Source organism: Haliscomenobacter sp., assembly GCF_965225875.1.
GTDB lineage: Bacteria > Bacteroidota > Bacteroidia > Chitinophagales > Saprospiraceae > Haliscomenobacter.
Genome location: NZ_CBDDBS010000001.1, coordinates 679,882 through 694,198, shown reverse-complemented (window position 1 = coordinate 694,198; position 14,317 = coordinate 679,882). Strand labels below are relative to the sequence as shown.

Below are 14,317 nucleotides of genomic sequence, written 5' to 3'. Positions count from 1 at the left end.
GCGATGAAAGCCATTCTAGTCGACGATGAGCACAACAACCTGGAAAACCTGCGCTTGCTACTCGCCAAATACTGTCCCGAAGTACAGGTGTTGGCAACGGCAACGACCCTCAGCCATGCCCTGGAACATTTTCGGGCGCATCAACCCGAACTGATTTTCCTCGATATTGAAATGCCCGGCGGCAATGGCTTTGAATTGCTGGATGCTTTGAAGGGCTACAATTTTGAAGTCATTTTTGTCACTGCTTTTGACCATTATTCCCTGCGGGCCATCAAATATTCGGCGCTGGACTACCTGCTCAAGCCCTTGGACATTGCCGATTTGCAAGCCGCGGTGCGCAAAGCTCGGGAGCGACTGCAAACGCGCAGTTTTCAGCAACAAGTAGATGTACTGCTGAGCCATTTGGGGCAAAATCCCCGAGCGGCGCGGATTGCGCTACCTTCTTCAGAACGGATTGATTTTGTAGAAATCGCCCAAATCGCCTATTGTCAAGGCGATAGCAATTACACCCACGTTAAGGTTGGTGACCAGGCGCCTGTCCTGGTCGCCAAAACCTTAAAAGAGTTTGAGGAATTGCTCAGCCCGCATGGCTTTTTTCGCACCCACCAGTCCTGGTTGGTCAACCTGGATTTTGTGGTGTCCTTTGTCCGCAAGGACGGAGGTTATGCCCTGATGCGGGATGGGGCACAAGTGCCGGTGGCGCAGCAGAAGCGGAAGGATTTTTTAGGGAAGATTTAATTAAGCTCGCCTCTTCCCCAAACTTCCCCACACCATCGCCCACAATTCCTCAAACGGAATTACTTCCAATTCATACCCCTGCGGACTCATTTGCAGTGGATATTGCTCCAACAATTTCAAATAGCGCTCCGCCCGAGACAACACAGTTTGGGGATGGAAATGCGCCTTCGGAATTTGCAACAACAAACGAATGAAGACATTACATCGATAATTTTCATCCTGCTTCAAATAGCGACTGCAATACCGCTCGATCGCTTCGATGCGGCTGAGTACGGCGTCATGGCGTTTTTGGGCGATGAGGAACAAAATTTGGATGACTAGAATGGGAACGTTCATGCCCCGCTTGTCTTTGGAAAAAATGGGTACTTCGTTGAGAAACTTGTTGAGGCGAAATTTGCCACTCGCTTCCACCGAACTAGATTTGAGCTTGCCAATAAAAAGCAGGTACTCCAGCCAGGCTTCATAAATTTTCCATTTTTCCAGGGCGCGTTTGCCCAGGGTATGGAACGATGGGTGATTGGTAGCATGTTGCCAAACCTGCTGCGCTTCTGCGTAGTTGTGGGTGTGCAATGCCAAAATCAGGCACAGTTCCCGGTTTTTAAACCAATTGAAGGAGCCTTCTTTTTCCAGCTCCAGCGCTTTTTCCACCACCATTCGCCCCGCAAGGTAATTTTTGAGCTGAATGTGGCAAACCAGCTTTTGGTACAAAAAAGTCAAAAAAGCCGCCTTGGGCACAAATTCAATGCTGCTTAAAGCAGCTAATGCTTCATCACAAGCCAGGGCCGCTTCGGCATAATTGACCTCAGCCATCAATGCTGCCACTTTGAGCAAGTACATGTGGCGCAAAAAATGATAAGAGCGGTGTTGTTCCTGCAAAGGAGCCAATTGCTCATAGTACGCTCTGGCCGGAGAGGGCTCAGTCGAGGCATTTTGATCGAACAAATGACTGTACACCAAACGGATGTACAAGTCCTCGGCCAGATTTTCACTTTGCCAAAGCTGCACGTATTGGGTATGCAATTCATCGTAATGCTTTAGTTTGCGGGCATCCGGCTGGCGAGTGGAATAATAAAGGCGTAGAATTTTACTGATGTTTACCAACAATTCCGAAAACTGGTAGTATTCCGCCCGTTTGAAAATTTTGAGTGCCAAATCCACTGCTATTTTGCTGGCACCCCGGTTGAGTAGAATTTTAACCGCGGCCCATTCCTTGCAACAACTGATGTAGGCCCGGTCCCAATCCGAATAACCAGCTTGTTTGACATCAATGAAAAACAGTGCGTTGACCAGGCGGTTTTTGAGCTGGTTTTTGAGCTTGCGGTAGGCGTGATCGTTAGGTGCAGCATTAAAATAGTACTGGGCCGCCTCTTCATCCGTGCAAAACTCCCGCGAAGCAATTTTTACATAAAGACTGTTGACCATTGAAACCCTGCCTTGCTCGGCTTGCCCAAGCAATTCAATGGATTTGAGTTTGTTGCGGCTGACCAGATCAACCAAATCCTGAATGATTTCCATAATACCCTCAATGTTGAACGAACGAAGAAATGCCTGTTTGCAAACAGGTTGAGTGCAAATGGAAATTGTTTGAAAGGTTGCAGTTGGAGATAGTAAGAAAGGCAAGCAAATAATGCTTCAAATATGCTGCCCTTTTTTGAAAGAAGCAAGACCTAGGGCAATAAAAAAAGCCCATCAAAGAAACTCAAACAGCTTCAAGGATGAGCCTGTACTTGCCTTACATAGAAACTATTATTTACACGACCTTTCCTAATTGATGGATTTTCAATAAAATAAGCCGCTGGTTAAAGCAGGGGAGAGGGCTTCTCTGATTTCCCTCCCCCGGTCTTGCTAATCACCCTTTGTTAACAATGATCCTCTTTTATCAAAAATCATAGGTCAAAGATAGCGGGACCAGGAGTGCCACACAGTACCAGAAAGGCCTTGTAAGTTCCCACGCAGAATTGCGCGGAAATTCAATCGGAAGGTTTGTAAGTTTTTGACAAACAATGTTTAATGAAAAAAGTCGAGCAAGAGAAATCAAGTTGTACTTTTGCTTTTCTCTAACTTGTTTAAAAACGGATAGGAGAAAACCACGGCCATAATCACCGCCGCGCCCCAATAAAAAGTAGAACTGACTTCTTTGTCTTCATTCAGCAAAAGCCAGGCAAGCACGATGGCGTAAACCGGCTCCAAGTTCATCGTCAGGTTGGAGGTAAAAGCGGTAAGATGTTTCAAGGCGTTCAAAGACAGGACGTAAGCAAAAGTTGTACACAATAGAGCCAATACCAACAAATAAGCCCAATCACTCCAGTGGGGAGGCAGCATGACAGGAAAACCCGCACTACTCGCTCCCGAGCCGATAATCACCAATCCCAAAAACAAACAGGCGCTGCTCAATTCTACAAAAGTGATGCTCATGGCATCGAGGTTTGCCACCTGGGATTTGTTCAAAATGGCAAATAGTGCCGCCAACAATGCCGCGATGACGCCCACCACGAGGCCATCCACCATCGAAAAATCGATGCCATTGACCACCAGCGCCATCCCAGGAATGATCAAGAAACCCAAGCCTAGTTCCAGGGTGTTGAATTTTTTCTTTAAAATCAAGGGCTCCAGAATAGCTGAAAACAGGGAAGTAGAGCCCATTGCCAGCACCCCAACCGAGGAATTGGACAATTTGATCGCGCCATAAAAAGCCAACCAATGCAAACCCACGATGGTCCCGATGCCGACCAAAACCAGCAATTGTCGCTTTGGGAGGGTTTTCAGCAGTTTGAACACATTGATCAATAACATCAAACTCAGAGATGTAATCAATACCCGCCACCATACCAGCACCAGGGCGCTCAATTGAATCATTTTACCCAAAATGGCGGTAAGACCAAAGAGCAAAACTGCCAAATGCAGTTGGAGATACGCTTTTTGTGCTGCTGTCATTGAACTATTCTCCTGGTTTGTTTATTTAGGTAGGCAAGATAAAATCATTTTTTACCAATAAGTGCTAGACCACATTGATTAATTGTAATCTGGCACTAACCATTAATTCAGATAATCATGTTAAAAGTTGGTGATCAGGCTCCAGCCTTTACGCTATTTTCTAGCGACAAAAAAGAAGTGAAGTTGGAAGACTTTCAAGGACAAAATGTCGTTCTGTTGTTTTTCCCTCTGGCGTTTACCAGTGTATGTACCACAGAATTGTGCAACATGCGTGACGACATTGCCTTTTATCAGGGGCTGAATGCCCAGATTCTGGGCCTTTCGGTGGATTCTTTATTCACTTTGGCAAAATTCAAAGAAGAACAACATTTGAATTTTCCACTGTTGTCTGATTTTAACAAAACGATTTCGACCGCTTATGGTGCCTTGTATCCTAAATTTGGTTTTGGGATGGAAGGTGTTTCCAAACGTGCCGCTTTTGTAATTGATGGCAATGGAACAATCCAGTACGCCGAAGTGTTGGAAAATGCGGGAGAAATGCCGAATTTTGCCAATGTAAAAGCAGCTCTGGCTGCCCTTAACTAATTGCTAGTGCCAACGGGTTGTTTTAACCAGATCAAATGAAGATAAAAACAACCCGTTGGCCCTTGTGTTTACTCAAAAAACAATGATCACCGCGTACAATCCTGAGGTAGAAGAATTAGAAGAAGTATTGGTAGAAGACGAGATCGATGAGCTATTGGGCCACCATTCGCGTCTGATTGTGTACAACGATGACCACAACACTTTCGAATGGGTCATCCAGTGTTTTGTAGAAGTATTGGAACATGCCCAGGATCAAGCCGAACAATTGGCCCTAATTATCCACTTTAAAGGAAAAGCAACCGTAAAAACAGCTCCCAAAAAAGAATTGAAGCCCAAAAAAGACGCTTTGATTGACCGAGGGCTTTCCGCAGTCATTGAAGATTAAATTTCTGAATCTATTTTTGAACAAACCATTCAAATCTTGAGGCAAGCGCGCTCCATCGTTTTGCCAAACAAATTTAAAAGCCTATTTTTGCGTTTAAGCAAAAAAAGCTTAGTTTAAACCCCTTGAACTAATGGTTTGCAGAAATTTTATTTTGTCACCTAGCGCATAAGTATAAATGGAATACCCTACCATTAAGGACGGTAAATACACATATATTGAAACCAAGGGCGGAGAAGAAACCCTCATTCTGCTGCATGGCCTCTTTGGCGCTTTGAGCAATTTTGAAGGGATTATTGCCGCCTTCGGCCAGTCTTACAATGTGGTGATCCCCATTCTACCCATGTTTGAACTGCCTATCCGGGAAGTATCCGTGATGGGGCTGGTAGATCACCTTGCCGATTTTATCAAAGACAAAGGCTACAACAAAGTGCACCTGTTGGGCAATTCTTTGGGTGGGCACATTGCGCTGTTGTACACATTAGGGCATCAGGAAAAAATCGCTTCCTTGATTTTGACGGGTAGTTCAGGTTTGTTTGAAAGCGCCATGGGCAATAGTTTCCCCAAACGTGGTGACTACGAATACATCAAGAAAAAAACCCAGGATACCTTCTACGATCCGACCATTGCCTCCAATGAACTGATCGACGAAGTATACAGCATCGTCAACGACCGCAACCGGGCCATTCGAGTCATTGCTACCTCTAAATCGGCAGTGCGGCACAATCTCGGTGATAAGTTACACAACATCAAAGTACCGACTCTGCTCATTTGGGGCCGCCAGGATCAGGTGACACCAGCCTTTGTAGGTGAGAAGTTTCACGAAATGATCCCCCATTCACGCCTGCACCTGATCGAATTTTGTGGTCACGCACCCATGATGGAGAAAAAAGAAGAATTCAATCGTCACTTGTCGGCATTCCTCCAGGAGGTGTCCGGCTTGGTAACGGTAAGCAAATAGACACCTGTTGAGGAGTTGAGGGGTTGAGAAGTTTAGGCTACCGCAGCGATTTAGACGCTACCGTTCTAAACTCCTCAACTTCTAAACTCCTCAACTGTTTTATCCCCCACAGCGGGTGATTTTGTTACAAACTATCATTCTTATTTTTCGCGGTAAAAATTGAACATAGCATGAAAAAAATCTTGTGGTTGTTGTGCATCACCTTGTTTGTGGGTGCGTGCTCAACCCAAAAACCTGTCACAACTAAAACCGAACCTGCCCAGGAATTGATTGCCGAGGTGGATCTGGATACCCTGGATATTGAGTCCAGTGTGGATGAAGGAGAAGGAGAAGGAGAAGGAGAAGAAGAAGTTGAAGTAGAAACAACTTTATCCCCCTATAGCCCTACTGCCAAGCGGGTAAATGATTTGCTGCACACCAAAATTGACGTGCGTTTTGATTGGGCTAAAGAAGAAGTATACGGCAAGGTAACCCTGCGCCTCAAACCCTTCTTTAATCCCACTTCAACCTTGACCCTGGACGCCAAGGGTATGGAGTTCAAAAAAGTGCAATTCGCTGGCAAAGACCAGCAGTTGAAATACACCTACGAAGACAATCAACAGATTGTAATCCAGTTGGGTCGTTCCTTCAACCGCAATGAAGAATACAGCATCTACATTGAATACACCGCCCGCCCCAAAGCCGACGGTGGTAGCGATGCCATCACTTCCAATCAAGGCTTGTTTTTCATCAACCCTCGCAACGAAGAATTGGGCAAACCCCAACAAATTTGGACCCAAGGCGAAACCGAATGGAATTCCCGTTGGTTTCCAACGATTGACCGCCCCAACGAGCGTTGCACCCAGGAGCTTTATGTTACCGTAGAGCAAAAGTTCAAAACCCTTTCCAACGGTATTTTGACTACCTCTACCAACAACGCCGACGGTACCCGTACCGATTACTGGAAAATGGATCTGCCTCATGCGCCCTACTTATTTATGCTGGCCGTAGGCGATTTTGCAGTGGTGAAAGACAAGTGGCGCAACATCGAAGTAGCCTACTACGTGGAGCCGGAATACGAAGCCGATGCCCGCGATATTTTTGCCCACACCCCGGAGATGTTGGAGTTTTTCTCGAACAAACTGGGTGTGAACTACCCCTGGCCCAAGTTTTCCCAAATCATTGTGCGCGACTACGTGTCGGGCGCAATGGAAAACACCACGGCGGTTGTTTTTGGTGACTTTATCCAAAAACACAAATGGGAACTCATCGACGATTCCAATGATAAAATCGTTGCCCACGAAATGTTCCACCACTGGTTTGGTGACTACGTGACCAGCGAAAGCTGGCCCAACCTGACCATGAATGAAGGTTTCGCCAACTACTCTGAATACCTCTGGTTCGAACACAAATACGGCTCCGATTATGCCGATCACCACCTGCTTACCGAGCAAGGCGGCTACCTCGGTTCTGCGGCGGGTGGCGTTCACCCCTTGATTCATTTTGGGGTTCGAGACAAAGACGACATGTTCGATGCGCACAGCTACAATAAAGGTGGTGCGACCTTGCACATGCTGCGCAGTTATTTGGGTGATGAGGTGTTTTTTACCGCACTGAAAAACTACCTGACCCAAAATGCCTTCAAAGCCGTAGAAGCACACAACCTGCGCCTGGCCATGGAGGAAGTGAGTGGCGAAGACCTCAACTGGTTTTTTAACCAATGGTATTTCGCCGCAGGCCATCCCAAATTGAACATCGAATACAGCTACGATGCAGCAGCTAAAGAAGCGGTAGTGCAAGTGAGCCAAACCCAGAGTGAAAAAGGCGTTCCGGGTGTATTTGTAATTCCTGTTGGGGTGGACGTATACGCCAATGGTCGCAGCACCCGCCACGACATTCGGGTAGACCAGCGGGAACAAACCTTCCGCTTCCCAGCCAGCAGTAAACCTGACCTAATCAATTTTGATGCAGACCGGGCACTTTTGGCGGAAATTGAAGACAATAAAACCGAGGAGGAACTGGTCTTTCAATTCAAAAACGCTCCCAAGTTCATGGACCGCAACGAGGCCATCGAACGCCTGATCGGCCTGGAAAGCGACCAGGTGGCTGGCCTTTTGAACACAGCATTGAACGATCGTTTTTACTACATTCGCTCCATTGCATTGGACAATTTGCCTGAGGAAATCAGCCCAGAGCTGATGACCAAATTGCGCGATCTGGCTCAGAATGACAAACACTCTGAGGTTCGCTCCAAGGCCTTGTCTGCATTGGCTGATACTGGCGATCCACAAACTTTGGCAGTAGCCAAAGCTGCCTTTGAAAAAGAACAGGCTCCTAGTGTACGCGCCAGCGCCTTGGGGATCATTTATCAGGAAAACGAAGAAGAAGGTTTGGCCTTGGCCGAAAAACTGGGTGAAACGGCGAAAGGCCCGCTCCTGGAAGCCATTGCTGGAATTTATACCGACAAAGGCGATGCCAAATACCTGCCATTTTTTGAAAAGCGTTTGAAAGATGTGGACGGCTTCACGGCTATTTCTTTCTTCGAAAGTTATCAGATTCTGGCTTCAGCTGGGGATCAGGCAACCATTGACAAAACCATCGAGACCTTGAAGAATTTTGGTACGAGCAGTGATCCATCACTGTGGCGCAAATTTGGTGCAGTTAAAGCCCTGAATGACTTGCGCAACGATTTTCGGGTCAAAGCGCGTAGCGCCTCGGGTACGGAGAAAACCACCTTATCGAGCACAGCTGATCGCATCACCAAAATAATCGAGGACATCAAAAGCAAAGAAACCAACGCTGAATTGAAATCTGTTTATGACCAATTGCCAGTGATTAAATAATTTTCAACCAGCTTTGAGATTTTTTTGTTGTCTATTAGGTAAGTTAGCCGTCAGGAACGTGTGGAAATTTGGTTTTCACACGTTCCTTTCGTTATATTGTAGCGTTAATTAGTTGACTTTAAGTGAGGGATTTATGGCAATGCAAGACAATTACCGACTGTTGATTGAAAAGCTCGATGCTTTCATTCGCAAATATTATGTCAACAAGCTGATCCGCGGCGCTTTGTACAGCGTTGGCACGATCCTGGGCTTGTTCCTGATCGCAGCAGTGTTGGAGTACTTTTATTACTTCGATACCACCGGGCGAAAAATCCTGTTTTATTCCTTTTTAGGCATCAGCGGCCTTGCCTTGGGCAATTGGGTCATTGATCCCCTCTTGCGCTATTTTCACCTGGGGCGGGTCATCAGCCACGAAAAAGCAGCCTCCATCATTGGGGAACATTTCACCAATGTCAAGGACAAACTGCTCAATATCCTCCAACTCAATCAACAAGCGAGTCAGGCAGATCACAAAGAGTTGATTCTGGCGAGTATCAATCAAAAATCGGAGGAAATCAAACCTGTTCCCTTCCAGGCTGCCATCAATCTGGCTCAAAACCGCAAGTACCTGCGTTATGCATTGCCCCCCCTCTTGGTGCTTTTGGTGTTGTTGTTTGCCGCTCCTTCAGTCATTCGCGATAGTACCCAACGTTTGATTCAAAATGGTAAAGAGTTTTTGCGCCCGGCCCCATTTGCATTCAAGCTGGATGAAAAAAAACTGACCGTAGTTCAATACGAAGACTACGATTTGGAAATCAAAGTAGATGGTGCAATCCTGCCCAATGACGTGTTCATTGTTGTTGACGACTATGAATACCGCATGAGCAAAACCAGTCCCAATGAGTTCAGCTACCGCTTCAATAAAGTGGAAAAAGATGTACGCTTTACCTTGCGGGGTGGAGGTGTTGATTCACGCAATTATTTGCTTGAGGTGATCAAAAAGCCGAACATCCGCGATTTCCAGGTCAAACTCAATTACCCGGATTACATCGGCCGTACGGATGAGGTATTGCAAAGCATCGGCGATCTGGTGCTGCCGGTAGGTACCCAGGTGCAGTGGATTTTCAACACAGAATCAACTGAGGCCATCAAAATGCGTTTTTCGCGCAGCAACAAGTCTCAATTGGCTACTCGCCAGGGTGATGACCTGTTTTTGTTTGGCAAAAAAGCGATGTTGGATGAGACTTACAAACTGATCGTTTCCAATGCGGCCCTGCCCAAAGGAGACTCAGTGACTTATTCCATGACCATCATCCCTGATCAATACCCCGAAATCCGGGCCCAAGCTTTTGAAGATAGCACCAATGCCAATGCCAAATATTTTGCAGGCGAAGCCAGCGACGACTACGGTTTGCGCGTGCTCACCTTCAACTACCGCATCCGCAAAGCCAAAAGTGACCCGGGCCAGCTGCAGTCCATCACCATCCAACGCCCCGAAGGCAAAAGCACCACTTTTGACTATTCCTTCGACGCCATGGAACTGGGCCTGAAACCTGGTGACGAACTGAGTTATTACTTTGAAATCAAAGACAACGACGCCGTCAATGGCAGCAAAGCTGCACGTACCGGCGTAATGGTGTTCTCCATGCCTACCTTGGAGGAAATGGAAAAACGCGCCGAGCAAAACGACGATAAAATCAAGGACAACCTGAAAGATGCTTTGGCCGAAGCCAAAAAATTGCAGGAGGAAATCCGTCGCTTGCAAGAAAAACTCTTGCAGGAAAAAGACATCAATTGGCAAACCCGCAAGCAATTAGAAAAACTGCTGGAGCGCCAAAAAGAACTGGAAAAACAAATCAAGGAAGCCCAAAAAGCTTTTGAGGAAAACAAGAAAAACCAGGATCAGCTAGGCGAAACGCCGGAAGAAACCAAGGAAAAGCAGGAAATGCTGGAACAACTCATGGAATCGCTGGAAGACCCAGAGATGAAAGAGCTCATGGAAAAAATCGAAAAACTCATGCAGGAAATGGAGAAAGACCAGGCCCTGGAAATGATGGAGGAGATGAAAGACCGCAATGAGCAGCGTGAGAATGAGTTGGAACGCATGGAAGAGCTGTTCAAACAACTGGAACTGGAACAGGAAATCAATAAGGCCGCCGACAAGCTGGACGAAATGGCCAAAAAACAGGAAGAACTGAGTGAAAAAACCGAGGATAAAAAAGAATCCAACGAACAACTCGAAAAACAGCAGGAAGAGCTGACGAAGGAGTTGGAAGACCTGGAGAAAAAAATGGAGGACATCGAGAAGAAAAACGAAGAACTCGAAAATCCTCAAAAAATGGATGACCCCAAAGAAGGGATGGAGGACATCAAAGAAGACATGAAGGACAGTGAAAAACAACTGGAGCAAAACCAGAACAGCAAGTCCTCCAAGTCACAAAAGAGCGCGGCCCAGAAGATGAAAAACAAGGCCAACAAAATGCGCTCCCAAATGCAGTCGAACCAAATGGAGCAAATGCAGGAGGACATGAAAATGTTGCGCCAATTGCTCGAAAACCTGGTAGGCTTGTCCTTTGACGAGGAAGACTTGATCAATGGCTTGAAAAAAACCGAGATCAATACGCCACGCTACGTTCAGCAGGTGCAGCGCCAATTCAAAATCAAGGACGACTTCCGCGTAGCCGAAGATACCCTCAATGCCCTGAGTAAAAGGGTGTACCAAATCGAGTCTTTCGTGACCGAAAAAGTAGGCGAAATCAAAACCAACATGCGCGAAAGCATCGAACTGCTGGAAGAGCGTGAAAAAGGAATGGCCGCCGATCGCCAGCAGCGCACCATGAAGGGCCTCAACGACCTGGCACTGATGCTCAGTGAGGTGCTCAACAACATGCAACAACAAATGTCGGGCATGATGTCGGGCAGCCAATCTTGCCCCAATCCAGGCAAACAAAATCAAGGACAAGGTAAGGAGGGCAATACTCCCAAGGATAAAATGTCGCCCGGGCAGCAAGGACTCAACAAGGAGATGCAAAATGCCCGTGAAAAAATGAACCAAAAAGATGGCGAGGGAGGCCCCAATGCCAAGGATTTTGCCCAAATGGCCGCCAAACAAGCAGCCATTCGCAAAGCCTTAGAGAAGCAACAGCGCAAATTGCAGCAGCAAGGCAAAGGCAGCAAAGAGCTCCAAGACATCCTGGATCAGATGGACAAAACCGAAACCGAACTGGTCAATAAAAAACTGAGCAACGAAACCCTCAAGCGCCAGCAAGACATCCTAACGCGCCTGCTCGAACACGAAAAAGCCGAGCGCGAACGCGAATTGGATGAAAAGCGCAAATCGGATTCCGCCCAGGATTATCAACGTAAATCACCACCTGCTCTTGAGGAATACCTGAAAAAACGTCGCTCGGAGGTAGAGACGTATAAAACAGTTTCTCCCGCATTGAAGCCTTATTACAAGTCTTTGGTGGAAGAGTATTTCAAGACCTTGAAAGGGGAGTAAGCCATCCTTTCTAAAAAAAGCGCATAAGCAGTTGACCTGATCTTATGCGCTTTTTTTTTGCCCTACAAGCTCCCTCAAACCGCAGCCGCAAAACCTACCGTATCCCGATAATACTGAGGCGAAATATCTGCCCGTTTTTTGAAGAACCGACTGAAATAAAACTCGTCGTCAAAGCCCAACTCGTAAGCAATTTCCTTGATGGATTTGGCGCTGAGGTAGAGCTCTCTTTTCGCCTCAATGACGATTCGGTCGCTGATTAAATCGGTCAAGGTCTTTTGAAAATGAGTTTTGGTGATCTTGCCCAAGGCTTTGGGGGTAATGTTGAGCATTTCCGCGTAATCACTTGCCGAATGTTTGGTCCGGTAATGGGCTTCAATGGCATCTTTTAACTTTTGGAGCACAAAAGGTTCTTTCAAATTGGACATAGCCTCTTTAACCTCAGGTTGTTGATTGATCTTTAAACGTACCGCGTTGATCAACACAATTTTCAGGTAAGCGATCAACAATTCATACTGAGCGAGTTCAGCCTTTTGGGTTTCAGCCACCATTTGTTCGATCAAGCCTTCAAAATGCACCACGTCCGATGCTTCCAAATCGAGGTAAGGAACTTGATAAATGTTGTTGAATAAAAGCCCATTGCAGGCAATCTCTTGATGGTGTTTGAAGATGCAGAAAAACTCGGGATGAAAATTGATGGCCCAACCGTGCAGGGCTCCTTCTGCTTGTAAACGGTATGGCTGATAAGGCGAAAAAGCCATTAAAGACGGTGCACATAGGTCATACTCCGTAAAATCAGCCGTCAAATGTGCCTGACCGGATTTAATCAGGATGATGCTGAAATAGCTGAGTCGTTGCAATTCCTCAAACGGGTTGGCATCTTCAAACGGGAATATTCGAAAGGCCAGGTTTCCCTTCTGGGGGTTGTGCAAGGTAAAGTGTGTGTGCATGTACATTATAAATTCTTACACTCCCTCCGGAGCAATAACTTGATTTTTTGGGGCAGCCCTCAATTTCAGTACTTCTTTTTCCAATGCCTCAAGATACGCTTGTTGGGGTGCAAATGCCGCCTGAATTTCACTCAGGGTATAGCGGGGCGTAATGTGTTGGGGACAATTCCAGTCGTATGCCTGGATCTCGAACAAGATCATTCGCTCGGGCCGGTGTGGATAGTCCGCAGGGTCCAGTTGCTGAAACAACGCGGGGTCATCTTTCAGTTCAACAATTCTGGCATCGGCATATAATTTTAACCTGGCCTGCCGTGGGTAGTCCACCATGATCATAGAAACCTGGGGATGGGTTTGCAGATTACCCACCGAGATGTATTGTTTGTTGCCTTCAAAATCGACTATGCCCAGCGTGTTGGCGTCCAGCACTTTGATAAACCCGGCGGGCCCTCCCCGGTGCTGGATGTATGGATAGCCATTCTCACCAATGCTGGACAGGTAAAAACTATCCCGTTCGGTGATGAACACAATTTCCTGCTCGGATAGTCCATCGGTGTGGCGGAACTGCTCCATGCGAGCATAAGTTTTCCGGCTACCGTGTATTTCTTGCAGCGCCTTTACCGCATCGGTAAAAGCCAGCTTTGCATAATTTTGTGCCATTATTTTAATTTTCGGTCTTTTTCGGCATTTGCTCCCTAACCAAACCATCAGTTAGGGAGCCTGGATTCGTTTACACTTCAACCGTCGCCAGAGTTGGTGCTGCGGGGAAATCAACCGGAATTTTAGTCAGGTTATGCAGATAATTCATCACAATTTTGTCGGCGATCACCATGATCAGGTCTACCAGAGATTCCTGGGTATAACCTGCTGCGAAAAAGGCATCCAACGGAGCTTCTTCACTCAAACGGCCTTTGTTTGCTGCGATCACTTTGGTCAATTGCGCCAGAGCATCCAGTTTGGGATTGAAGGAGGCATACCCACTGCGCAGTTCCAGCACTTGCTCGTCGGTAAAGCCATTCATTTTTCCAATTACCGTATGGGCAGCCAAACAATATTCACAGGTATTGACCTGGCTGACCACCAGATTAATGACTTCTTTTTCTTTTTTGCTTAAAGAGGTTTTGGCATTCTGGAGTTGCAAATAATTACCAAGGGAATTTCTGGAGTAGGCAATGGTAGCGTACAAATTGGGTACGAACCCAAGTGCTGCTTTTAATTGATCAAAAATCACCTGGTTGTTTTCACTGACTTGATCACGGGTTGGAACATTGAACTGTGTCATTTTTTTTCTTTGAGTGGTTAAAGATTAAAAATCAAAGGCTAAAGAGACTTGCCGCTTCGCCGCTGAATGATGACACAAAATTCAGGCTAAATGCCCGTGGAAGGAATGCAGGATTGACGCCAGAGCATGGACGATTTTCCCTGGGAGGGATTTGGGGGCTGGAGAAAAGATGGACATCAAGGGGCAGT

The 14,317-nt window shown here is 46.6% G+C and carries 11 protein-coding genes; 6 read left to right on the top strand and 5 right to left on the bottom strand.

All coding sequences use genetic code 11. From position 1 onward, the window contains the following. Positions 1-3: 3 nt before the first annotated feature. A complete protein-coding gene (locus ACO08K_RS02710) occupies positions 4-738 on the top strand; it encodes a LytR/AlgR family response regulator transcription factor (RefSeq protein WP_421794853.1) in 735 nt (244 codons plus the stop codon). Here ACO08K_RS02710 and ACO08K_RS02705 read toward each other — a convergent pair whose 3' ends face one another. Together ACO08K_RS02705 and ACO08K_RS02700 are read right to left on the bottom strand one after the other, a co-directional pair. Beyond that, complete coding sequence (locus tag ACO08K_RS02705; RefSeq protein WP_421794852.1) at positions 739-2,253, bottom strand: hypothetical protein; 1,515 nt, start codon at positions 2,251-2,253, stop codon at positions 739-741. A 519-nt stretch (positions 2,254-2,772) separates the two neighbouring features. Further along, a complete protein-coding gene (locus ACO08K_RS02700) occupies positions 2,773-3,672 on the bottom strand; it encodes a DMT family transporter (protein ID WP_421794851.1) in 900 nt (299 codons plus the stop codon). 117 nt (positions 3,673-3,789) lie between these two features. Here ACO08K_RS02700 and ACO08K_RS02695 point away from each other — a divergent pair, with 117 nt between their 5' ends. From ACO08K_RS02695 to ACO08K_RS02675, 5 genes are all read left to right on the top strand, one after another. Further along, on the top strand, positions 3,790-4,257 hold the full coding sequence (locus ACO08K_RS02695) for a redoxin domain-containing protein (protein WP_421794850.1): 468 nt from the start codon (positions 3,790-3,792) through the stop codon (positions 4,255-4,257). 82 nt (positions 4,258-4,339) lie between these two features. Then, positions 4,340-4,642, top strand: coding sequence for an ATP-dependent Clp protease adaptor ClpS (locus tag ACO08K_RS02690; RefSeq protein ID WP_320031138.1), 303 nt, complete (start codon positions 4,340-4,342; stop codon positions 4,640-4,642). A gap of 175 nt (positions 4,643-4,817) precedes the next feature. Continuing rightward, the gene (locus tag ACO08K_RS02685; RefSeq protein ID WP_421794849.1) at positions 4,818-5,600 is read left to right on the top strand and encodes an alpha/beta fold hydrolase; all 783 of its coding nucleotides are present in this window, start codon (positions 4,818-4,820) and stop codon (positions 5,598-5,600) included. A 170-nt stretch (positions 5,601-5,770) separates the two neighbouring features. Next, positions 5,771-8,422: a M1 family aminopeptidase gene (locus ACO08K_RS02680; RefSeq protein ID WP_421794848.1), complete on the top strand. Its 2,652-nt coding sequence runs from the start codon at positions 5,771-5,773 to the stop codon at positions 8,420-8,422. A gap of 133 nt (positions 8,423-8,555) precedes the next feature. Continuing rightward, positions 8,556-11,903, top strand: a complete 3,348-nt coding sequence (locus ACO08K_RS02675; RefSeq protein WP_421794847.1) for a DUF4175 domain-containing protein — start codon at positions 8,556-8,558, stop codon at positions 11,901-11,903. A gap of 74 nt (positions 11,904-11,977) precedes the next feature. Here ACO08K_RS02675 and ACO08K_RS02670 read toward each other — a convergent pair whose 3' ends face one another. The 3 genes from ACO08K_RS02670 to ACO08K_RS02660 form a co-directional block, all read right to left on the bottom strand. After that, positions 11,978-12,850 carry a helix-turn-helix domain-containing protein gene (locus ACO08K_RS02670; protein ID WP_421794846.1) on the bottom strand — a complete coding sequence of 291 codons (873 nt, stop codon included), beginning with the start codon at positions 12,848-12,850 and terminating at the stop codon, positions 11,978-11,980. Positions 12,851-12,865: 15 nt separating this feature from the next. After that, the gene (locus ACO08K_RS02665) at positions 12,866-13,507 is read right to left on the bottom strand and encodes a pyridoxamine 5'-phosphate oxidase family protein (protein WP_421794845.1); all 642 of its coding nucleotides are present in this window, start codon (positions 13,505-13,507) and stop codon (positions 12,866-12,868) included. Between the two features lie 70 nt (positions 13,508-13,577). Further along, on the bottom strand, positions 13,578-14,129 hold the full coding sequence (locus ACO08K_RS02660) for a carboxymuconolactone decarboxylase family protein (RefSeq protein WP_421794844.1): 552 nt from the start codon (positions 14,127-14,129) through the stop codon (positions 13,578-13,580). Between the last annotated feature and the right edge of the window lie 188 nt (positions 14,130-14,317).

What these genes read in the sequence shown, in the direction of transcription:
- ACO08K_RS02710 (WP_421794853.1), top strand. Translation starts at nt 4, where the DNA reads ATGAAAGCCATTCTAGTCGACGATGAGCACAACAACCTGGAAAACCTG.
- ACO08K_RS02705 (WP_421794852.1), bottom strand. Translation starts at nt 2,253, where the DNA reads ATGGAAATCATTCAGGATTTGGTTGATCTGGTCAGCCGCAACAAACTC.
- ACO08K_RS02700 (WP_421794851.1), bottom strand. Translation starts at nt 3,672, where the DNA reads ATGACAGCAGCACAAAAAGCGTATCTCCAACTGCATTTGGCAGTTTTG.
- ACO08K_RS02695 (WP_421794850.1), top strand. Translation starts at nt 3,790, where the DNA reads ATGTTAAAAGTTGGTGATCAGGCTCCAGCCTTTACGCTATTTTCTAGC.
- ACO08K_RS02690 (WP_320031138.1), top strand. Translation starts at nt 4,340, where the DNA reads ATGATCACCGCGTACAATCCTGAGGTAGAAGAATTAGAAGAAGTATTG.
- ACO08K_RS02685 (WP_421794849.1), top strand. Translation starts at nt 4,818, where the DNA reads ATGGAATACCCTACCATTAAGGACGGTAAATACACATATATTGAAACC.
- ACO08K_RS02680 (WP_421794848.1), top strand. Translation starts at nt 5,771, where the DNA reads ATGAAAAAAATCTTGTGGTTGTTGTGCATCACCTTGTTTGTGGGTGCG.
- ACO08K_RS02675 (WP_421794847.1), top strand. Translation starts at nt 8,556, where the DNA reads ATGGCAATGCAAGACAATTACCGACTGTTGATTGAAAAGCTCGATGCT.
- ACO08K_RS02670 (WP_421794846.1), bottom strand. Translation starts at nt 12,850, where the DNA reads ATGCACACACACTTTACCTTGCACAACCCCCAGAAGGGAAACCTGGCC.
- ACO08K_RS02665 (WP_421794845.1), bottom strand. Translation starts at nt 13,507, where the DNA reads ATGGCACAAAATTATGCAAAGCTGGCTTTTACCGATGCGGTAAAGGCG.
- ACO08K_RS02660 (WP_421794844.1), bottom strand. Translation starts at nt 14,129, where the DNA reads ATGACACAGTTCAATGTTCCAACCCGTGATCAAGTCAGTGAAAACAAC.